Here is a 21,535-nt window from a genome sequence, read left to right as displayed (position 1 = left end):
AACAGGCCGTTGTCCGCCGTTTTTTACCCTTGGCCGCACTTTTTGCTGGCCACGTCTTGAGTCTGACGCCATAATTTATCAGACAAATAAACAGACGAAAAAGGGTAAGATATGTCTGGATCGCTCAGGAAGATAGTGATGGGTTCGGTGGCGGCGGGGGTCATGATGCTCGCCGCGGCGCCGGTACTGGCGCAAACCGCGCCCGCGGCGGAATGGGAGCAGCCTGAGGTGGTGGCGGTGAACCGCGAGCCGATGAAGGCGACCTTCTTCAATTTCGAGAGCCGTGATCTGGCGCTGAAGGGCGACAAGGCGGCCTCAAAGCGCTTCCTGTCGCTGGATGGCACCTGGGATTTCAAATTCTCCAAAGGCGTCGATAACCGCCCCAAGGACTTCTATAAGACCGGCGCGAACCTCAGCGGCTGGGACACAATTCAGGTCCCCGGCATGATTCAGGCGCAGGGCGACGGCAAGTACGGCCTGCCCGAATTCTGGAATATCAAATACCCCTTCCCGGCCAATGAACCCTTCATCCCGCACGATATGATCGAGGTGGGCTCGTATAAGCGCAGCTTCGAGGTGGCCGCTGACTGGGCCGGGCAGGATGTGTTTCTGCATATCGGGGCGGCGGGCGCGGCCTACTACATCTGGGTCAATGGCGAGAAGGTCGGCTATTCGGAAGATTCCAAGCTGCCGTCCGAATTCAACGTCACCCAATTCCTCAAGCCCGGTCAGAACGAGATCGCGCTGGAAATCTACCGCTACGCCGACGGCTCCTATCTGGAGGATCAGGACTTCTGGCGGCTGTCGGGCATTGAGCGCTCGGTCTATCTCTATGCCGAACCGAAGACGCGCCTGCGTGACTTCACCGTGCGCGCGACGCTCGACAAGACCTATACGGATGGCGTCTTTGCGCTGGAGGCCGAACTGGCCGGTCAGAAGGGTGCGGCCACGGTGACCGCCACCGTCTATGACGGCGAGACGCAGGTGCTGAAAACCTCAGCAAAAGCAAATGTTGGCAAGCCTGCGCAACTGAGCGGCACGCTCAAGGGCGTCAAGGCGTGGACGGCGGAGACGCCCAACCTCTACCGGCTGGTGATCGAGGTCACGGACGCCAAGGGCAATCTGATCTCAGCCACCGCCAAAAAGATCGGTTTCCGCACGGTGGAAATCCGCAATGGCGAGGTGCAGGTCAATGGCAAGCGCATCCTGATCAAGGGCGTCAATCGCCACGAGCACGACCCCAAAACCTACCGCGTCATGACGCCGGAGCTGATGCGCAAGGATGTCGAGCTGATGAAGCAGGCCAATGTCAACGCCCTGCGCACCTCGCACTATCCCAATGATCCGTACCTCTACGACCTCGCCGACGAATACGGCCTCTACATCATGGATGAGGCCAATATCGAGAGCCATGAATATATGGACACCGCCGACAAGAAGGCGGCGCAGGCCAACGACCCGAAAATCCGCGAGCAGATCCAACTGGGCTACAAGCCGCACTGGGCTAATGCCCACCTTGACCGCATCTCGCGCATGGTCGAACGCGATAAAAACCACCCCTCTATCATCTTCTGGTCGCTGGGTAACGAGGCCGGGACCGGACCCAACTTTGAAAACGCCGCCAGGTGGATTCGCCAGAACGATCCGACGCGCCTGATCTCCTATCTGGGCCACGGCACGCTCTACGGCGACCATCAGCCCAACCCCTATGTCGATATCTACGCGCCGATGTATGACGATATCGACCGCATCAACGACTATGCCGAAGACCCGCGCTACACCCAGCCGCTGATCCAGTGTGAATACGCCCACGCCATGGGCAACAGCCTCGGCAATCTTGAGGATTACTGGGTCGCCATCCGCGCCAAAAAGAAGCTGCAAGGCGGCTTCGTCTGGGACTTCATTGATCAGTTCGTGGACGGTACGGACTCCAAAGGCCGTCACTACTGGGCATCAGGCTTTGATGTGAACCCCGAACGCGGCGACAATTCCGTGGTGGGCGACGGTGTGGTGCAGGCCGACCGTACCCCGGACCCGGAATATTACGAGCTTCAGAAGGTCTATTCGCCGGTCACCTTCGAAGGCGCGCCGCAGTCGGGTAAGGTCACGGTCATCAACCGTCATAATTTCCGCGACCTGTCGGGCTTCGACTTCACCTGGACCCTGCTGAAGGACGGCGTGGTCGCCGATCACGGCACGCTGAGCGGCGTCAAGGCCGCTCCTGACTCGTCCTCGGACGTGGCCCTGTCCCTGCCGGCCCTGCCGCAGGACGGCGCGGAATACATCGTGACGCTGGCCGCCATCGCCAAGAGCGACAGTATCCGCGGCGTGCCGGCGGGTTCGACCGTCGGCTGGAGCCAGTTTGTGCTGCGCCCGGCCTCGGTTCCGGTAGAAGCGACAGCCTTTGTCAAGCCACAGCAGAAGGGCAAGGCCATTACCCTCAGCGCCGCCGGCCGCACGCTGAGCATCGACGCCGATACCGGTCTGATCGCGCTGGCCAGCAACGGCAAGACGCTGCTCAAGGGCGGCATGCCCAACTTCTGGCGCGGCCTGACCGATAATGACGAAGGTGCCAATGTGGCGCGCAGCCACGGCATCTGGAAAAGCCTGACCGAAAACCGCCGCGTCCGCGACCTGAAGGTCGAGACTGACCGTGTACAGGTCCTGTTCGTGCACGGCCCCGGTCAGGTGAAGGTCACCGTCACCTACCGCCTGCGCACCGACGGCAAGGTCATGGTCACCACCGACTTTGATCCGGTCAAGGATGACCTGCCCGATCCGCTGCGCGTCGGTCTGCGCTTTGACACCGATCCGTCTCTGGCCAATCTCGAATGGTACGGACGCGGCCCGCAGGAATCCTATGTCGATCGTCAGACGGGCTATGCCATCGGCCGTTATAAGGGCACGCTTGCTGAGCAGTTCCACGACTATGCCCGCCCACAGGAAACGGGCAACAAGACCGATGTGCGCTGGATCGCGGTTTCCGACGCTTCGGGCAAGGGGGTGAAGGTGACCGGGGCTCAGCCCCTCAGCGCCAATGCCCTCGCCTTCCCCTACGAAGACCTCTATGCCCGCCCGCGCGGCGAATGGCGTGCCGCTGACGTCACGCCGCGTGGTGACGGGACGCTGCTGATCGACCTGGCCCAGATCGGCGTTGGCGGTGATACCGGCTGGTCGCAGGAGGCGCGCTCGCTGGTCAAGTACCGCATCCCGCTGAAGCCGCAGAGCTACAGCTTCACCATCGAGACGACGGTGCCTTAAGGGGTCAAGATGCAGGGGCCGTAAGGCCCCTGCACCCCGATTTGTGTGGCATGGAGCCATTATATAGTTACCGCAGGCGTGCCGCTCTGACACACGAAACGTTCGCCTTTCCCCAAGGGGAAGAAAAGACATTTTCTCAAATAAATACATGTATTAAGTCGGCACACCCTAAGGTTATCGCCACCTTAAGAGACATGATTTTCAATTTCTTAATAATCGCAAACTCAGGTGAACTAATTTTTTATTAAATATTAATTTCTCCTGAACGAGAATGTTTTAATTTTTCATTCACCCATCTTAAAAATGAAAGATTAACGGCGTTTATCGGCCTGTCTATTGCTGAACTTCTGTGGCCCGCTTGGGGGCAAATACACAGGAGACTCAGATGAAATACCTTTCCCTAATCGCCGTCGCCGGTCTGGTTCTGGCCGGTTCGGCTCAGGCGCAAACCGCCTCGAACAATCAGAACAACTCGTCCAACATCAAGGCGCAACTGAACGCCAAGATCGACAATGTCACCAATGACGTATCGGCGACCGCTGCGGCCATCGGCAACAGCTTCACCGCCGAAGGGTCGAGCCTGAACGGCCTGAACAACTATCAGCGCTTCTTCGGGGACGCGACGTCCAACCTTTCGACGACCATCACCAATGTGACGGGCGATGTCAGCGCCACTTCGGCCGCCATTGCCAATACGGCGACGGTGAAAGCCGACTGGTCGGGTGCCGTGTCGAACACCCAGTACGTCAATTACGACCCGTCGGCGGTGCTGAACGCCACGGTCTATAATGTGGACAAGTCGGTCAGCGCCACGGCGGCGGCCATCAGCAACTCGGCCACCTTCACCACCGACTTCAGCAGCCTGAACTCGACCCAGGTCAATACGGCTGCGGTCAATGCCTATGCCAACACCACGATCGCGGGCGTTGCGGGCAAGGTGGACGCCACGGCGGCGGCTATCGGAAACACCCTGACGGTCAAGGGTTTCTGATGATCCGGAAGGGAGCCCGCCGCGCAGGCGGGTTCCTCTTTCCCGTTATGGAGCCATAGACATGCGAACATCCGTCCTTCTCACCGGCCTCGTCTTTACCGGCCCGTTACTGGCCCTGCCCGCCGCCGCTCAGACCTCGGACCTGCGCGCGCTGGAAAACGGCTATGGCAATGGCCGACGGCTGGAAAACCAACCTTTCACCCCCACCACGCGCGATGCCAATGGCAACCGCCTGATCGTCAACGGTATCATCCAGTACGACGACGCCAATAGCCGCTACAGCCAGTCGAGTTCCAACGGCGGCAGCCTTCTGTCGAACAATAGTCTCCTGACGCCGCAGGGGACGGCCACGGCCACGGCAATTGGCAACCTGTTGTCGGTCACGGTCAGCGGCAGCCACAACACGGTCATTCTCAACAGCCGTCAGGACAATTCCGGCAATGTCTCCGCCGTCCTGAACGGTCGCAAAACGACCGGTGAATAACACCTCCCCGCTTTCACCCCTACCCGGATACGCGCAGATGCCCCCCACCCTTCGCCTCTTCTTCGCCCTGAGTTGCGCCGCAGGCCCGCTCGCGCCGGGTCTGGCCGCCGCAGCGCCTCCGCAAGCGGAAGTGACTCTCAATGAAACCCCGGTGACGCCCGCCCTGCGCTGCCTCGCCCACCGCCCGTCTCTGAACGGCCTGCCGCGCCTGGCCGTCGGGCGCATTGGCGACCTGACGGGCAAGGTCGATTTCGATACAGGCGCCAGGATCACGCAAGGTGCGTCGCTATTTGCCGTCAGTGCACTGGGCTATGCCGGGGTCCCGGTGGTCGAGCGCCTCGACAATTCCGTGGCCGAGATCGAACTGAACTATGCGCGGCAAAAGCTGCTGTCGGATACGCCGGAGCGCGCCGGGCAAAGCGGTGACAATTTCCGCCCCATTCTGGCCGGGCAGATCGCCGGGTCTCACTATTATATCGTCGGCGGCATTACCGAACTGAACTACAATATCCGCTCCGATGGCTACGACGCGGCCATCGGCTCGCAGGCCCTGCCCGGTGCGCAGGGCCAGATTAGCGGCCGCACCTATGTGCTCAATGTCGCCGTCGATCTGCGGCTGGTCAACACCCAGACCCAGCAGGTGGTGGACACCGTCACCTTCCAGAAGCAGGTGATCGGCGTCACCAACGACCGTCGCCTCAATGGGGGCAGCGAGGATATCGGCCTGCTGCTGCAAGGCGGCAACAGCCGTCAGGAGCCGCTTCAGATGGCGGTGCGCGAACTGGTCGAACGCTCGGTCTATCACCTGATCGCGCCGCTATGGACCGCCGCCGATGGGCGCGCCTGCCTCAGCGAGGCCGGTCTGAAAACGGTGCAGCCATGAGACGTCTGGTCCTTACCCTGCCCCTGCTGCTTTCGGCCTGCGCCAGCGTCACCGCCGACCCGCAGACGGGCCTCTACGCCAAGCCTGTGGGCAATGCCCCGGCCACGCCCAACCTGACGCCCTACAGCGCCGATCTGACCTGTCTTCAGCAGGCGGCTGTGGTCACGCACAAGCCCCTGCCGCGTGTGGCCGTGGGCCGTATCGACGACCTGACCGGCAAGCGCGACTTCTACACAGGGGCCAATATCACGCAGGGCATCGCCCTGTTCACCCAGTCGGCCCTGTCGCGCGCCGGCCTGCCTCAGGTGGAGCGCGGCGACCGCGACATCTCAGACTATGAACTGAAGGCCGCCATGGACCACGTCCTGTCCGACACGCCGGATCAGGCGGGCAACGATCCGGACAATTTCCGCAAGGTCTATGCCGGACAGATTGCCGGGTCCGACTATTATATTTCCGGCGGCCTGACGGAGCTGAACTATAACATACGCTCGGACGGCGTCGATCTGCGCGCCGGGGGCACGGGCAGCGATGATCCGGCAGGCAGTTTCGTATCGCAGCGCTTTGTGATGAATATCGCGCTTGATCTGCGCCTGATCGACACGCGCTCGCAGGAAATCCGGCGCGTCACCGCCTATCAGAAGCAGATTGTGGGGCGTGAGGTAAAGCCCGGCCTGTTCACCCTGCTCGACGGGACCATGCTCGACCTGTCGGGCGGGTTCAGCGAAATGGAGCCCATCCAGCTGAGCGTCCGTACCCTGGTTGAACGCAGCGTCTATGACTTCGCTGCCGGGCTTTACGGCATAGACCCGTCGGTCTGCCGCAATGGCGGCGTGGCGACGACGCAAAGCCCGGACAGTCTTAACGCTGTCGAACCCCGCCCGCCCTATCAGGGGCCGTATCTGGACCGCCGCCGCTGGAGCCACGTGGACTCAGACGGAGGCTGATTTCGCCCGCACCTCGCCTGTCATGACCAGCAGACACAGACCAAACCCCAGCGCCGGGGTGAGCAGCATCAGGAGCCGCAGATCGCTGAGGGTTGCAGCACTTTGGGCGATATTCGGCTGATAGCCGGTGTGACTTAAGCCCCAGCCGAACAGGCCCGCCCCCAGACCCATCGAGATTTTGGAGATCATGCCCGCGACGCCGAAGATGAAGCCATCGGCGCGCACCTGAAGCGTCTGCTCGCCATAGTCAACTGTGTCAGGCAGCAGCGACCAGAAGGCAAAGAACAGGCCCAGTGAGCCGCTATGAACGCAGACCAGACAGGCGATGACGCCGAAAGGCCCGGCGGTTGTGCCGATGGCCCACAGCGCCCCCAACCCGCTCAGGCCCACACAGCAGGCCGCGATCCACACACCGCGTCGCCCGATACGCCGCGCCAGAAGCGTCCATAGCGGAATAACCACAAGGCCCGCCATGCCCATCACCGCCAGGGCCAGCGCGCCGCTGCGGTCATCGTGTAGCTGATATTTGAAATAGTAGAGGACGGATTTGGTGAGGACCGTCCCTGAGACGGCAAAAGCCAGCGCCCCCAGATTGAGCCGCCAGAAGGCACGATTGCGCAACAGGCTGCTGATCAGGGCTTTCAACGCCGGCGGTGGCGCGCTCGTCTGCGGCGCAGGTTCGCGTGTCACCGAAAACACCAGCGGAAACAGGGCGGTGGCGACGATGGCAAAGGCGACAGCCGTCAGGAAATAGCCCCCCTGCCCGGAGGCCGGGGTGATCAGCGACACCAGAACCGCCGCCAAAGCCCCGAAAAACATGCGAAAGCCCGACAATTGCGCGCGGCGGTCAGGATCGCTGGTGATACGCCCGGACAGGGCCGCATAGGGCACATTGACCAGCGCATAGAAGGTGCGAAAGACCAGATGCGTGCCCAAAAGACAGAGGGTCAGCATCGTCCCTTCCAGCGGCGGGCGATAATAGAGAAGGCAAAAACTGAGCCCCAGCAGCGGCCCGCCGAACAGGAGATAGGGGCGATAGGCCCCGAACCGCGTGCGCGTCTTGTCCGCTGCCGCCCCGATCAGCGGGTCGATCAGCCCATCCCACACTGAGGCGATCAGATAGATCAGACCCGCCGTTGCCGGCGGCAGGCCGACCACCTCGGTATAGTAGAACAGCAGAAACAGGCTGAGGCTTTGCCAGTAGAGGTTACAGGCAAAGTCACCCAGCCCGTAAACCGCGGCCCCACCCAGGCCTATCTCGCTGCTTTTTCGCGTCATTCAGGCTTTCAGCACAAAGTCAGCCGGGGTGCCGCCGACCGCCGAAGGGGAGATCCACACCTTAAACGCGCCCGGCTCGGCGGCGGGCTTCAGATCATGGTGCACGAAGGCCAGATCGGCGCGGCTGAGGGTAAATGCCACCCGCTTGCGCTCCCCGGCCTTCAGGCTGATCCGCTTGAAGCCCTTGAGCTGACGGATCGGCTGGACGAGGCTCGCCACCCGGTCATGGATATAGAGCTGCACCACCTCATCGGCGTCGCGCGTGCCCGTATTGGCGATTTCGGCGCTAACCGTCAAAGTGGCGTCCCAGCCCAGTTCCGCCGAACTGACTGTGGTCGGGCCGTATTCAATGGTTGAATAGGTCAGGCCGTAGCCGAACGGATAGAGGGCTTTGTTGGTGACTTCGCGGTAGCGGGTCTTATAGGCCATGTCCTTCGGATCGAGTTGCGGACGCCCTGTGATGCGGTGATTGTAGTAATAGGGCTGCTGGCCCGACGCCTGCGGAAAGCTGACCGGCAGGCGACCGGAGGGGGCGTAGTCGCCGAACAGAATATCGGCAATGGCGTTGCCGGTTTCTGACCCCAGGAACCACGTCGCGAGGATGGCGTCGGCCTCACGCGCCGCGCCGGTGAGCGCCAGCGCCCGCCCGTGACGCAGCAGCAGCACGGTCGGCTTACCCGTCGCCTTGACGGCTTCGATCAGCGCCAGTTGCGGCGCGGGCAGCGAAATATCGGTGCGGGCTTGCGCTTCGCCGGACATGTTCTCGGCTTCACCCATGGCCAGCACCACGATGTCAGCGGCTTTGGCCGCCGCGACGGCCGCGTCTATGCCGCCCGGAATGGCCGCTTCGAAATCCACGCCCTTGACCACGGTGATCGCCGCCGGGTCTGTCACCACGGCGCGCAGGCCTTCCTCAATGGTGACGCCCTTGGCCCGGTCCGGGAAGACAGACCACGGGCCCGGCAGGTTGTGGCGATCTGCGCCCAGAGGCCCTATCAGAGCGATCTTCTTGCCCGTTTTGGCCAGAGGCAGAATGTTGCCTTCGTTGCGCAACAGCACGATCGAGCGGCGACCCGCTTCGCGCGACAGGGCAACGATCCCGGCGCTGCGCACATCGGTCTTTTCGCGCTTGGCGTCCATCGAGCGGTACGGATTGTCGAACAGGCCCAACGCCTTCTTGACGCGCAGAACGCGGCGCACCGCCTCATCCAGCACCGCTTGCGGCACTTCGCCATCCTTCACAAGTGATGGCAGGTGTTTGAAATAAAGACCTGATTGCATGGACATATCGCACCCGGCCATAATGGCTTTTTTGGTGGCGTCACGCCCATCGGCGGCATAGCCGTGCAGGATCAGTTCTTCTTCGGAGGTGTAGTCGGACACCACCAGCCCTCTAAAGCCCCACTGATCGCGCAGGATTTCGGTCAGCAGGTGGCGGTTGGCCGTAGCGGGCACGCCCGAAATGTCGTTGAAGCTCGACATCACCGACAAACACCCGGCGTCCAGCCCGGCCTTGAACGGCGGCAGATGGGTTTCCCACAGGGTGGTTTCGGGGATATCGACCGTCGCATATTCCATGCCGCCCTGCACCGCGCCATAGGCGGCAAAGTGCTTGAGGCAGGCCAGCATGTTGCGCCCGTCCTTCAGGTCATTGCCCTGAAAACCCTTGACGCGGGCGACGGCCAGCACATTGCCGAGATAGGTGTCTTCGCCCGCCCCTTCGACGACGCGGCCCCAACGCTGATCGCGGGCAATGTCCACCATCGGCGCAAAGGTCCAGTGCAGGCCGACGGCGGTCGCCTCAATAGCCGCGGCGCGCGCCGTGCGGTAGGCCAGATCAGCGTCCCACGCCGCCGCCTCGCCCAGCGGCACCGGGAAGGTGGTCCGCAGGCCGTGGATGATATCGGCGGCAAAGATCAGCGGAATCTTGTGCGGCGATTCCTCGACCGCCACCTTTTGCAATTCACGCGCCCCGGCGACACCGATGCCGTTGAACAGGCCGGTGATTTCGCCGCGACGGATGCGCGCCTTCACCTCATCCCTGGTCTGGGCCACGGCGGCCGGATTGACATTGCCGAAGTCCGGGCGCGTCAGGTCGGCATAGAGGCTGAGCTGACCGGCCTTTTCTTCGAGCGAAAGCGACGCGATCAGCTTTTCGATAAAGGGGTCCGGCGCGACCACGGCCTTGGCGAGGCCGGGGGCGACGACGGGAAGGAAGGCGGCCGTGGCTACGGCGCCCCTGAGGAAGAACCGGCGTGAGGGCGTGAAAGCGGTCATGGGTTATCCTTGGTATCTGCGGGGGAAAGATTCAACGTTTATGTTTCAACAGCCACGCATAGAGGCTGGGGGTGGCATAGGCGGCGTCCCAGGCATTGTGATTGCCGTCGGGATAGAGGGTGTAGTTGACCTCACCGCCGCAGGCGCGGACGGCATCGGCAAACTGGCCTTCGGGCTGATAGAGGACGATATCGTCCTTTGCGCCGTGAAAGGCCCATACCGGCACGTCTTTCAGAGCGCAGGCTCCGTCGCGATAAAGCGAGTCTCCGGATACCGGCGCAATGGCGGCAAAGCGTCGCGGATAGGCAATCGCCCAGTTCCACGTGCCTCGCCCGCCGCGCGACAGGCCGGTCAGGTACAGACGGCTATGGTCGGCAGGCAGGCCTTTCAGGGCCTGCGTCAGCCATTCCTCCAGCGTCGCCGGGTTCCATTCGACCTTCTCGCTCAGTTGCGGTGCCAGAATGATAAAGGGCGCCTTGTCCGGGTTGGCGCGGCTATAGGCCCACGGCCCGTGCACGGTCGTCAGTTTGACATCGGTGCCGATCTCACCCGTGCCGTGCAGGAAGACCAGCACCGGGGCCTTGCCCTTCAGGTCGGGCGGTAGAGACTGCATGTACCCGACCGTGCGGCCGTCTTTCAGCGTCAGGGATTTGGGCGTCTCACCACGCGGCAGGTCCACCGACGGCAGGCTGGCGCAGGCAGTGAGAAGCCAAAGACCAAACAGAGCGACAAGGATTTTTGAGGAAAACCGTGTGAAGTTCATGCGCCATCTCCCAGAATAATCTCGGCTTTTGCCGTTTTGATGATCAGTTCGCCGTTTTGGAGTGTCACGAGTTTGCCATCCACCCGCACTCGGGCATCCCGCCCCATCAGGGAAGGGACGTCAATCACATAGCCTCCGGGCGGCGGGGCATCCGAGTCAATATTGATTCTCAAACCTGAACCCGCCTTGCTGACCGTCAGCGACAGCGTGCCCCACGGCGTATGCAGCCGCTCCAGCCGCGTTTCGCCCTTATCCGCCCATTTCGGGTCAAACCCTGACAAAAGCACCATCTGCGCCGTCTCGGCCCGCTCATAGGCGAACAGGTCGAGCGCCACGCGCAGATAGTCGGATTCGACCCAGCCGTGCGGCAGATCGCCTATAAACAACGGTTGACGATAGGGGACGGTCACCACCTCTCCCCACTGGAACCACGCCCTGGGGGCCTGATCGGCGAAGAACATAGTGAGCGCCTGACGCGCCCGTTCGGGCTGTTTCAGCCGCAAAAAGGCCCCGACATTGCGCAGTTCGTAGGGGGTATAGCTGTTGGGCGTCTGACGGCGGGGCATCAGAATATCCGTCCAGTAGCGCTCAAAGGTCTGACGTTTCAGCGCCTCAGGGATGTCGTCCGTATGCGCGCCGGAGGTCAGGCCCATGGTCGTCGAGGTCGGGTCGAAATCGCCCCGGTCAGCGGCTCCGGCCGCCACGTCCTGTCCATAGTGCGCCGCCGTGGCGAGGATCGAGGCTTTCAGATCACGGGCAAAGGCCTCGCCCTGCGCAGAGATACGTTCGGCCTCTGCCGTCTTGCCCAAAGCGCGTGCCGTCACCGCGGCCCCGCGATAGCCTTTCAGGGCCCAGAAATTGTCCCAGTAGCTATAGGCCGCCTTGTCCGAATAGCCCTCGTGGCTGATCGACGGCGGCATCAGGCCGCGATAGCGCGCCTCGGTCTGCGGCGTCAGATTGGCCTGACGCAAGCCTTCCTGATAGGCGATGGCACCAGACACCTGCGGCCAGTAGGGCGCGATCTCGGCTGGCGCGACGCCGAAGCGGATCAGTTCCCCGGCCAGCCACGGCAGTTGCCCGTTGGAGTCGTTTTCCGGCGTCGGATCGGCCCCGCGCGCATCGACGCAGCACGGCACCTTGCCATTATCGAAGCTCATCGGGGCATAGGCCTTGAAATAGGCCAGCCCCTCCTTGTGCAGGCCCATACGCAGCAGGCCTTCGGACATCATGGCCCCGTCGCGTATCCACGAGCGGTCGTAAGACCGCGCACCGGGCTTCAGCCAGTCCCCATCAAGCAGGATCAGTTGGTAGGCGAGCGCCAGACGCGCGCTGTCGGCAATGGGCGGCGCACCGGCCGGCAGGACAAGGCGGGTATCCCCCAACCGCTGACGCCAGTCGGCCCTGACGCTTTCGGCCTGTGCTTCGGCCCACTTCACCACATCCCCGGTGATGACCGGGCGCGCTGTCTGCCCGCCCAACGGAAAGGCCACAATGATGCTTTGCGCCTTGCCCGGTGCGAGGTTCAGGTCATAGCCAATCACGCCGGAGGCCAGACCATCCGTATCGGCGGCACTGGCCCCCTGCGGCCCGCTCAGGAAGCCGGACGCCGTAAAATCCTTGGGTGGCGTCAGCAGCCACAGCGGCTGATCATCGACGCTGACCGTATCGCCGTCACGACTGAGACGGCGGATCGGCGCATAGCCCCCCGGCCGCGTCAGAAACTGCGTCGGCGGATTGACCTGCATCGGCTGCACGTGCAGCTCCAGCCGCACCGTCTGCGCCGTCTCGGAGCGCACCTCGTAACGCACCAGCGCATAGGGGGCCTTGCCCTCGCCAAAGGCCAGAGGGGCAACGCGCATCTGCACGCCCTCCCCCTGCCATTCGACCGTCGGCAGGGGCAGGCGCTCGGCGTCCATGCCCTGTGTGACCGTAGCCTGCGCCCAGGTCAGACGCTTGCCGCCGACCTTCAGCACGGGCATCAGCGACGGGCGTTCCGGCCCCAGCTCGACCGCCCCGTCTTCGGACAGCAGCGCCGCGCGCGGGCCGCCATGCGCCACGCCCACCACGGTCCAGTAGGCTTGCTCCGTAAAGCCGCGCGGATAGTCGCCACGCGGCGCGGTACGTGCCAGTTCGCTCAGCAGGGCATTCGGCTTAAGCCCCATCTCCAGCGGCAGCAGGGCGGCCTCATTGAGTTGCCCCTGCCCGCTGACGCGGACATAGCGCGCATCGACCTCACCCAGTGTCACATAGTCTGTCCCGCCGTCCGAACCCGCAACGGTGCGCAACTCACGGAAGCTGCGTCCGTCGTCGGACACAGCCACCGTATAAAGGGCGGGCACCTTGCCCCAGTCGAGTTTCAATCCGCCAAAGGCGCGCACACGCGACAGATCAAGCGTCACCGACGCCGCCCCGGTGCCGGTGCGGGGGTTACCGTCCACCGCCGCCGTCACATCGGCTTTTAAAGGCGCTTCGGTCTTCGGTTCCGGAGCCTCGGCGCGCCAGCGGATCGGCCCGACCTCCAGCCAGCCGGAGGCCGCCCCCCTGGCCGTCTTGACGACGACTATCTCCATGCGCTTGCCACCCCGGAAGGTGCGATCCTTTGTCGTCCCCCAGGCGAAGTCGATATGGCGCGGGCGAATGCGCAGCACCGCACCCTGCGGTGTCGGCACAAAGGCCGGGCGCGTCACCCACCACACATTGTCGCCGGAGGCATCGGTGAACTTGATCTGAAGATCGTTACCCGCCCCCTCACCCTTTACCGGGATGTCGATGACGAAGTTTTCCGGGGCCGCAAAGTCGAGCTCATGCACCATAAAGGCATAGCCCGCCCCTTTGAACCCATAGTCCAGCCGGGCAGTGTCACCGCCGCTGGCCTTTGAGGCTACGCCCTCTGACGCCCCCGCAGTCCACGGTGTCGGCGCGATCAGGGCGGTTTGCGCCGACACAGGCATCGCCAGCAGCCCGGCGGCCAGAATCAGCGCCCCTATGGACAGATAACGGCGCATCAGGCCACCGCCTCAAACCCGGCCAGTTTCAGGCCGCGCTGAAGCGGCGCGCAGCCCTTCATCAGCCGCCAGAACAGGCCAGAGCGCAGGTTTTCGATACTGCACAGGATCGGCCCCTGATCAATGCCGATATAGTCGTTGGACACCCATCCGGCGCGTTGGGTCTGATGGCCTTCGCGCGACGGATAGTCGGTCACAAAGGTCGGGTTGAAGCTGTCGAAAAAGCCATATTGGCCATAGATATCCGAGCCGTAGCGCGCCTGCATGGCTCTGGCGGCGGCCAGAGACTCCACCGGCGTAAACATGATCGAACCCAGCGCCGCCGTGGGCGCAATCGTGCCGTCGTCGAACGGGTGCAGATCGCCCGGCCCGCGCGCCGAATAGCTGCGGAATTGCCGCTCGACGCCGTCGATCACCAGCTTGACATCCGCCGGGCCGTCGCAAGCCGTAAAGCCCCAGATGTCCGGCCCATAGTCCCTGAACCCCATCGGGTTCTGAATGGCATAGTTGCGCTGCGCCAGCGTGGCACGGCGGGAATTTTCAAAATAATCCAGACCTTTGGCGCGCATATAGGCGTCGGCTATGCCGCGATAGTCGATCCAGACGTGGTTATACTGATGGCCGAACAAAGCGTGGAAGCCCAGATGCGGCTCCCCGTGATTGGGGCCAAAGGTCTCATCATAGGTCGAGCACCACACCTGATAGGCCTTGGGGTCAATCGGGTGGGTCGGCGAGGCCATAGCCAGCAGATAGACCATCATCCCTTCGTTATAGCCGCGCCATTCGGCCTTGATGAAGCCGTCTTCGGGGTGCCAGCCCATGGTCTGCCGCCCCGACGGGCGCATCATGAAGGTCCAGTCCACGCGCTCATAAAGGGCAGTGGACAGGCGGCGGATATCGCGTTCAACAGGCGTGTCGCGGTCGAAATACTGACCGGCGCACAGGGCCCCCATCAGCAGAAGCGAGGTGTCGATGGACGACAGTTCGCAGGTTTTATAGCGCGTACCGTCGTCAAAACGCAGGAAGTGATAGAAATAACCCTTATAGCCCGCCGTGCCCGAAGCGGCCTCGCCCTGCGGCAGGTTATACAGGAAATTCAGGGTGTTAAAGGTGCGCTCCGCCGCCTGTTCGCGGCGGATATAGCCCGACTCCGCACCGATAATATAGGCGTTGAAGGCAAAGCCGATGGCGGCCACCGACGAAAAGGTGCGCGTGGGCCAGCGATCCGGCGTCAGGCCGGTACGGTGATCGGTCACGTCCCAGAAGAACTGAAACGTCCGCCGGTGCAGATCGCTCAACAATGGGTCATGGCCCGGCGCGTTTGAAAGACCCGGCAGAGACGCACAGGCCCCCAGCGGCAACAGGCTGAGGCCAAAAAGACCCTGACCAAAGGCGCGGCGGGACGGATGAGACAAGGTCATAAAAACTCCCTTCGACACGGTGTCTGCGGGTGACACCGGCGGTCCATCAGGGACACCAAAAAAAAAACCGGGGGCTCCAAACGGGAGGAGAAGCCCCCGGTATAAGGCAAGTCAGCGCCGCATAAGCCGAGGAAGTGAGGCTGGCGGGCAGATGTCCGGCGGCGCGTCAGGGGATGAGACACCGCTGGGCATGGGGAGCGGCGCGGCGGAAACCACCGCGCCGAAAGCGTTACCACTTATAGGTCAGGCCCACCTGAAAGGAGCGCGACGGACCGACCTGAGCGTTATCGTCGGGACGGAAGGACGCGCCCATGCCGTTATTGAAGCCACCGGTCCAGCCGGAGTAGCGATAATTGGTTGTATCGAACAGGTTGTAGACCTGCCCATCCAGAGTGACGACATTACCATTCGGCAGGTTGAAGTCCTTGGAGATGCGCAGATCCACCTGACGGAAATCACGCTTCGGGAAGAAGGCCGCATCAATGATGCGCAGCGCCGGCCCCGTATCGTCGATGGAGGCAAAGGGCACACCCGAAGCGCGGGTAGCGATCGCGGAAATACGCGTATCCCACGGCCCTGAGACGATGAAGGTCCCGACGAAGCGCCACTTGTCAACGCCCTCCGCCGCGTGCCACCCGGTGTCGCGGGGATTGGCGTAGTCAAAGATGAACTGATCATTGTGACCCGTCATCTTGGCGTCTGTCATGGTCAAGGTGGCGGAGAAGCCGTATTTCGTGGCCGGCGTCCACGCCTTGTCAGCGGTCAGGTAAAGCGCGTTATACTTGGCCTCGCGGTCGCTGACCGAGACGATAATGTTGCCATAACCCGGTGCACCATTGGCCTCACCCCAGGGCTGACAGGCATATTGTGAGCCAAACTGGCACCACGACCCGTCGGCACGGCGGTTACCGAGCACATAGTTGAAGAGGTTCTTCGACTTGATGTGCGATACCGAAACCGAGGTGTTCACATCGCCGAAGCGCTTACGAACGCCGAGATTGAACTGATCGGAATAGGGAACCTTCACATCGTTGTTGAGCAGGATCAGCTCACCCTTGAGGTTCTTGGCCGCCGCCAGATCGACCAGCGCCTGCGGATTGCCGAAATAGCCGGGGTTCCACGGGGTCGTGCTGTTGAAGTCGATCTGCGCCACGTAAAGACGGGTGCGGCGTTCTTCCAGTTGTGCCGAGTCAAAAATGTTGCGGTCATAATATCGACCGGCACCACCAAAGATGACCAGATCACGGTCGCCATTGACGTCATAGGCAAAGCCCAGACGCGGCTGGAAGGCCCCCTTGAACGATTCACGGTTGGAACCGGTCGAGATATAGTCGTTGACGTTAAAGGCCTTGTTGAAACCGACAGCGGCCTTGAGCGCCGTGACAGCGGCCTGAGGCGTGACATACTTGTTGTTGAGCATATTGTCTTCGTAATCCCAGCGCAGGCCGAGATTGAAGGTCCAGTGCTCATCCAGCGTCCAGTCGTCCTGAATATACAGGCCGTACTGCATGTTCTCAGACGTGATGCGCGGGTCACCCGAGGCAATCTTTACCGCATACGGCGTATTGGTGCCGCCCAGCGTGTAGGTAGCCGCATTATAGAAGTATTCCGGGTTCAGACGGCGGTCATTTTCTTCGGCGACGTATTCGTACTTAGCCACCTTGATGCCGGCTTTGATGACGTGCGTGCCGTTCCATTCCACACCCGAAAAGGTGATGTCATTCTTGAACGTGGTGTTTTTCTGCGACTTTTCCTGCGAATAGGGCACGCCCCCAAAAGTGGCGCGGACATCGCCGATATTGGTGCCGTTCGTCAGAGTAATGGCCGGCGTCGTCGTCAAGGGGCTGTTGCGCCACTGAACATCCTGATAGTCCAGCGACATCTCGTTGAGGACATTGCCACTGCGCATCTTCCACTTCAGCGTGGCACCCTGAATCTGCTGATTGAGCGTATTGCCGCGCGTCTGCGCCGTGAAGCCGCCAAAACCACGCACATCGTCTTCCTTACGATCGCGCACGATCAGATCAACTGTGTTGTTTTCATCGACAAACCACGTCAGTTTGCCGAACCACATGTCCTGCTTGAAGTCCTTCGGGAAGCTGCCGTTGTAGGCCGAGGCCAGGGCTGAGGCGAGCGCCGTATTGCCGCCCAGACGGTCAGCGGCCGGCATGGTGACGGCGTCGGTCGGACGCGAGTCTTTGCGGCCTTCATAGGACACATAGAAATGCAACTTGTCGCGGATGATCGGGCCGCCGATGTCGAACCCGTATTCTTCGTTCTTGTAGTCTTTCTTTTCACCCGTCTCGTAATAGGGCTGACCGATCATGTCCTTGGTTTGAAGCGTGCCAAACACCGTCCCGTGGAATTCGGTGCCGCCGGTCTTGGTGACGGCGGTGATGATGGCGGAACCGGCCTGCTCATATTCGGCCTTGAAGTTCTGGGTCGAGACCTTGAACTCCTGCACAGCCAGTTGCGGGAACGGGTTGCCGCGCGAGGCGTCCTGCCCTGCGACACCGCCTTGCAGCACCTGATTCTTCTGGCTCATGCCGTCGATGAAGACGTTGACCTGATTGGCGCTGGTGGCGCCGGCCTGAAAGGTTTTGCGCTCGGGGTCATTCGAAACCGAAACGCCGGGGGCGAGAGCGGCAAAGTTCAGGAAGTTGCGGCCGTTCTGCGGCAGGTTTTCGATCTGGGCGCGCGAAATGGAGGTGGAGACTTCCGACTGACGCGGATTGTTGCGGCGCGAGGCGACGACGGTGACTTCCTGCACCGGCGCTTCGGCGGTGGCGAGGTCGGCATCGACTTCGATCGTCTGACCAACGGGCAATACGGCCTGCTCGGTGCGCGTTGTGCCGTCCGGTCCGCGGAAGGTGACCGTATAGGTGCCCGGACGCAGGCCGACGATCACATAGCGGCCATCGGCACGCACGGTGGCGGTCGCCTTGGCGCCCGTATTGGCGTCAGTCGCGGTCACGACCGTGCCGGCCGGAGCGGCCGAAACGCGGCCCTGAAGCGTGGCGTCGGATTCCGCGGCGAAGGCCGGGGCCGCCATGACGAGGGCGGCCGCCAGGGCGAGGCCCGAAACACCGAGGCTCAGGCCCCGCGTGCGAGACATATGAAGCATATCCTGTTCTCCCAAAGAACTGTTTTATTTGTATAAAACGCGATACTCGCAGCGTTTGCAGAAACGCTTTAACGGCGGCGGCTGGACGCCCGCACCACCAGTTCAGGTCGCACGATCAGGCTGGCGGCCGAGGCCGAAGCCTCCGCCGAACCGCGCTCGATCAGGGCGGAAAGCAGCTCAAGACTGCGCCGACCGATGTCGAAGACCCCGGCGCGCAGCGTCGAAATGGGCGGTGAGGCGTAGCGCGTCACCGGTATGTCGTCGAAACCGATGATGGCGATGTCGTCCGGAATCGACACGCCTGCCTCACGCAGGCCCAGGGTCGCCCCCAGCGCCATCATGTCATTGGCGGCAAACAAGCCGTCGGGCATCTGTTCCTGCGCCAGAAGGGTCTGTACGGCGGCATAACCTGCCCCATCGGTGAAATCGCCGGGCAGCACCTGCGGCGACAGCCCCGCCTCTTTCAGACCATCGAGATAGCCGCGCAGGCGGTCCTGCGCCTCCAGATTGCTCTCCGGCCCCGCAATGTGGGCGATGCGGCGGCAGCCCTGTTCGCGCAGGTGGCGCACCGCCTCCAGTGCGCCGGAATAGTTATCAACGACCAGGCTCGGCAGATCGGCCTGACCGCCCACCCCGCCCATCATGACCAGCGGCAGATTGAACGGCAACTTACCCGACAGGTCGTCGGCATCGGCATAGGGGGCCATGACCAGCAGACCATCGACACGACCGGCCATGGCGCGCGCCGCCTTGACGGCCTCCTTTACGTCGCCGTGCGATCCCGACACCAGAATGTGCAGACCGCTGGCGCGCGCACCGACATCAATGCCGCGGATGATCTCCGAAAAGAACTCGCCATAGATATCCGGCAGGATGACGCCGATGGTATTGGTACGGCTCATGGCCAGAGCCCGCGCCGCGCCGTGCGGCACGTATTTGAGCTTGCCGGCAGCCGCCAGAACGCGCTCACGCACCTCTTCGGTGACGTTGTCGAGGCCATTAATGGCGCGTGAGGCCGACGCGATGGACACCCCCGCCGCCTTGGCTACGTCATTGAGCGTTACGCTTGCCGCCATGAAACTCTGCACCCTGTCGTGTTATGTAAGCGCTTACAGCGTCGTTTGGCGTTTTGTAAGCGCTTACAACAGCGCTGTCAATTCATCATGTAAGCGCTTACAGAAGGTGCGACATTCGCGCCACACTCCGAAAAGAGCCGGTCAGCCCCCGTGATCGTCCTTGCGATTCAGCACGCCGCGCACCCGCGTGGACAATTCATCGGGCATGTAGGGTTTGTAGATGGTTTCAAACTCACGCGCATTGGTGTGGCCGTGCACATCGTCGGCAAAACCTGTTGTAATCAGGATCGGCAGGTCGGAAAACAACTGCCGCGCCTCCTTGGCCAAGGCGACGCCGTTCATCTTGCCCGGCATGACGATGTCGGTGAACAGAAGGTCCACCCCATCCGGCCCTTTGAGATAGTCGAGCGCCGCCGAAGCGTTTTCGCGCGCCACCACCTCATAGCCATCGGCCTCCAGTATGGCGCAGGCCAGTTCGCGCACTTCGCGATTATCTTCGACCAAAAGCACACGCTCGCCCTTACCCCGCGTCTGAGAGGTGCGTTCAGGCACCGGGACCTTATCATCGGCGCCCGACACCACCGGAAAATAGAGGTGGATCGTGGTGCCCAGACCCGGCGTGCTATCGACCTCAAAGCCGCCATCCGATTGCTTCACGAAGCCATAGACCTGAGCCAGCCCCAACCCCGTCCCCTTGCCCACCTCCTTGGTGGTAAAAAAGGGTTCGGTGATGCGGCTCAACACTTCCGACGGCATCCCTTCGCCGGTGTCGCTGACCGACAATTCGACCTGATCGCCCTCCGGTCCGGAGCGGTTGGCGGTGCGAATCGTCACGCGCCCCCCTTCGGGCATGGCGTCGCGCGCATTGGCGAGAATATTGATCAGCGCCATTTCAAGCTGCACCGTATCAATACGGGCATTGGCCAGATTAGGGTCCAGATCAAGCTCGATCTCGATAAAGCTGCCCAGGGTACGCGACAAAAGGTCATTCAACTCACTGACCACGCGGTTGAGGTTGACGACGCGCGCCTCCAGCGGCTGCTTGCGCGAAAAGGCCAGCAATTGCTGCGTCAGGACGCGCGCCTTCTGAGCCGCCTGCATCACCGCTTCGTGGTAGCGATTGAGCTTATCGGGCTGCTCGGTGACGGTGCGCGCCATCTGAAGATTGCCGATGATCACCTGAAGCAGGTTGTTGAAATCGTGGGCAATACCGCCGGTGAGCTGACCGATGGCCTCCATCTTCTGCGCCCGACGCAGCGCCATTTCGGCTTCACGCCGACGGGTGACATCGAGCTGCGAGCCGAAATAATAGAGCAGCTTGCCGTCGCGGTCGAAGATCGGGCTGACGAACAGTGCGTTCCAGAAAGCCGTGCCGTCCTTGCGGAAGTTCTGGATTTCCACCGCAATGTCGGTGCGGTCGCGTATGGCACGGCTGAGGTTAGCGATCATTTGCGGATCGGTCCCCTCGCCTTGCAGGAAGCGACAGTTACGCCCCAGCACCTCATCCATCTGGTAGCCTGTGGTGTTGAGGAAGGCCTGATTGGCAAAGACGATGGGGTTGTCGGGCCGGTTGGGATCGGTGACGATCATCGGCATCCGCGTCATTTCGATGGCGGCAAAAAACAGGTCGTGGCGGTCGCTCGACCCCACGACGCCGTGGCGTGCCGCTATGCGTTCAGGCGAATCCGAAATACCGCCTTCGGTGTCGCGTCTATCCACATGTGCCAGCTTTTCGAATACAAAGCTCTGAACGTTTTCCAGACTTTGCAACGCTGTCTCGGCAATACGCAGGCTTTTCGGGTCGTCCTTGTGCCGCATCTGCATCAGTTGCAGGCTGCCCTTGGCCGCACCGAACATATTATTCAGATCATGCAGGGTCTGACGGTCTAAACCGGCGTGGGGCGCGTTTTTGGGGGTATGATCGTCCGACATATATCCATCCGCCGGACTCCAAACAAATCCGGGCGTTACACTTCTTTCTGTGTTTCGTTCTGACCGGATGGACATAAGAAAAAAATATGAGTC

Annotated in this window: 13 protein-coding genes; 5 read left to right on the top strand and 8 right to left on the bottom strand. The window is 62.1% G+C overall.

Annotated features, from left to right (window positions below; translation table 11 throughout):
- The first annotated feature begins 111 nt into the window (after positions 1 to 111).
- The 5 genes from ACK8OE_RS00335 to hfaB (ACK8OE_RS00315) all read left to right on the top strand — a co-directional run bounded on the left by ACK8OE_RS00335 (position 112) and on the right by hfaB (ACK8OE_RS00315) (position 6,566).
- Positions 112 to 3,261, top strand: a complete 3,150-nt coding sequence (locus ACK8OE_RS00335; RefSeq protein ID WP_410270924.1) for a glycoside hydrolase family 2 TIM barrel-domain containing protein — start codon at positions 112 to 114, stop codon at positions 3,259 to 3,261.
- Between the two features lie 385 nt (positions 3,262 to 3,646).
- Entirely contained in the window at positions 3,647 to 4,252 is a 606-nt protein-coding gene (locus ACK8OE_RS00330) for a hypothetical protein (protein ID WP_290799191.1), read from the top strand.
- Between the two features lie 61 nt (positions 4,253 to 4,313).
- A complete protein-coding gene (gene hfaA / locus ACK8OE_RS00325; protein ID WP_126420354.1) occupies positions 4,314 to 4,736 on the top strand; it encodes a holdfast anchoring protein HfaA in 423 nt (140 codons plus the stop codon).
- 37 nt (positions 4,737 to 4,773) lie between these two features.
- Positions 4,774 to 5,619, top strand: coding sequence for a holdfast anchoring protein HfaB (hfaB, locus tag ACK8OE_RS00320; protein WP_410270923.1), 846 nt, complete (start codon positions 4,774 to 4,776; stop codon positions 5,617 to 5,619).
- On the top strand, positions 5,616 to 6,566 hold the full coding sequence (gene hfaB, locus ACK8OE_RS00315) for a holdfast anchoring protein HfaB (protein WP_410270922.1): 951 nt from the start codon (positions 5,616 to 5,618) through the stop codon (positions 6,564 to 6,566). The genes hfaB (ACK8OE_RS00320) and hfaB (ACK8OE_RS00315) overlap by 4 nt, the downstream gene beginning before the upstream one ends.
- On the opposite strand, the gene ACK8OE_RS00310 is transcribed toward hfaB (ACK8OE_RS00315), so the two are convergent.
- From ACK8OE_RS00310 to ACK8OE_RS00275, 8 genes are all read right to left on the bottom strand, one after another.
- Positions 6,552 to 7,844: an MFS transporter gene (locus tag ACK8OE_RS00310; RefSeq protein WP_410270921.1), complete on the bottom strand. Its 1,293-nt coding sequence runs from the start codon at positions 7,842 to 7,844 to the stop codon at positions 6,552 to 6,554. The two genes, hfaB (ACK8OE_RS00315) and ACK8OE_RS00310, sit on opposite strands and share 15 nt — an antisense overlap.
- A complete protein-coding gene (bglX, locus tag ACK8OE_RS00305; protein WP_410270920.1) occupies positions 7,845 to 10,121 on the bottom strand; it encodes a beta-glucosidase BglX in 2,277 nt (758 codons plus the stop codon).
- Between the two features lie 31 nt (positions 10,122 to 10,152).
- Positions 10,153 to 10,884, bottom strand: a complete 732-nt coding sequence (locus ACK8OE_RS00300; RefSeq protein ID WP_410270919.1) for a phospholipase — start codon at positions 10,882 to 10,884, stop codon at positions 10,153 to 10,155.
- The gene (locus tag ACK8OE_RS00295) at positions 10,881 to 13,889 is read right to left on the bottom strand and encodes a discoidin domain-containing protein (RefSeq protein ID WP_410270918.1); all 3,009 of its coding nucleotides are present in this window, start codon (positions 13,887 to 13,889) and stop codon (positions 10,881 to 10,883) included. The genes ACK8OE_RS00300 and ACK8OE_RS00295 overlap by 4 nt, the downstream gene beginning before the upstream one ends.
- Positions 13,889 to 15,310, bottom strand: a complete 1,422-nt coding sequence (locus ACK8OE_RS00290; protein WP_410270917.1) for a glucoamylase family protein — start codon at positions 15,308 to 15,310, stop codon at positions 13,889 to 13,891. The genes ACK8OE_RS00295 and ACK8OE_RS00290 overlap by 1 nt, the downstream gene beginning before the upstream one ends.
- 229 nt (positions 15,311 to 15,539) lie before the next feature.
- Positions 15,540 to 18,425 carry a TonB-dependent receptor domain-containing protein gene (locus ACK8OE_RS00285; protein ID WP_410270916.1) on the bottom strand — a complete coding sequence of 962 codons (2,886 nt, stop codon included), beginning with the start codon at positions 18,423 to 18,425 and terminating at the stop codon, positions 15,540 to 15,542.
- A 77-nt stretch (positions 18,426 to 18,502) separates the two neighbouring features.
- Complete coding sequence (locus tag ACK8OE_RS00280; RefSeq protein ID WP_410270915.1) at positions 18,503 to 19,510, bottom strand: LacI family DNA-binding transcriptional regulator; 1,008 nt, start codon at positions 19,508 to 19,510, stop codon at positions 18,503 to 18,505.
- 141 nt (positions 19,511 to 19,651) lie between these two features.
- A complete protein-coding gene (locus tag ACK8OE_RS00275; RefSeq protein ID WP_410270914.1) occupies positions 19,652 to 21,442 on the bottom strand; it encodes a histidine kinase famiy protein in 1,791 nt (596 codons plus the stop codon).
- Between the last annotated feature and the right edge of the window lie 93 nt (positions 21,443 to 21,535).

Source organism: Asticcacaulis sp. W401b, from assembly GCF_046503825.1.
Taxonomy (GTDB): domain Bacteria; phylum Pseudomonadota; class Alphaproteobacteria; order Caulobacterales; family Caulobacteraceae; genus Asticcacaulis.
This window is presented reverse-complemented; position numbering and strand designations above follow the sequence as displayed.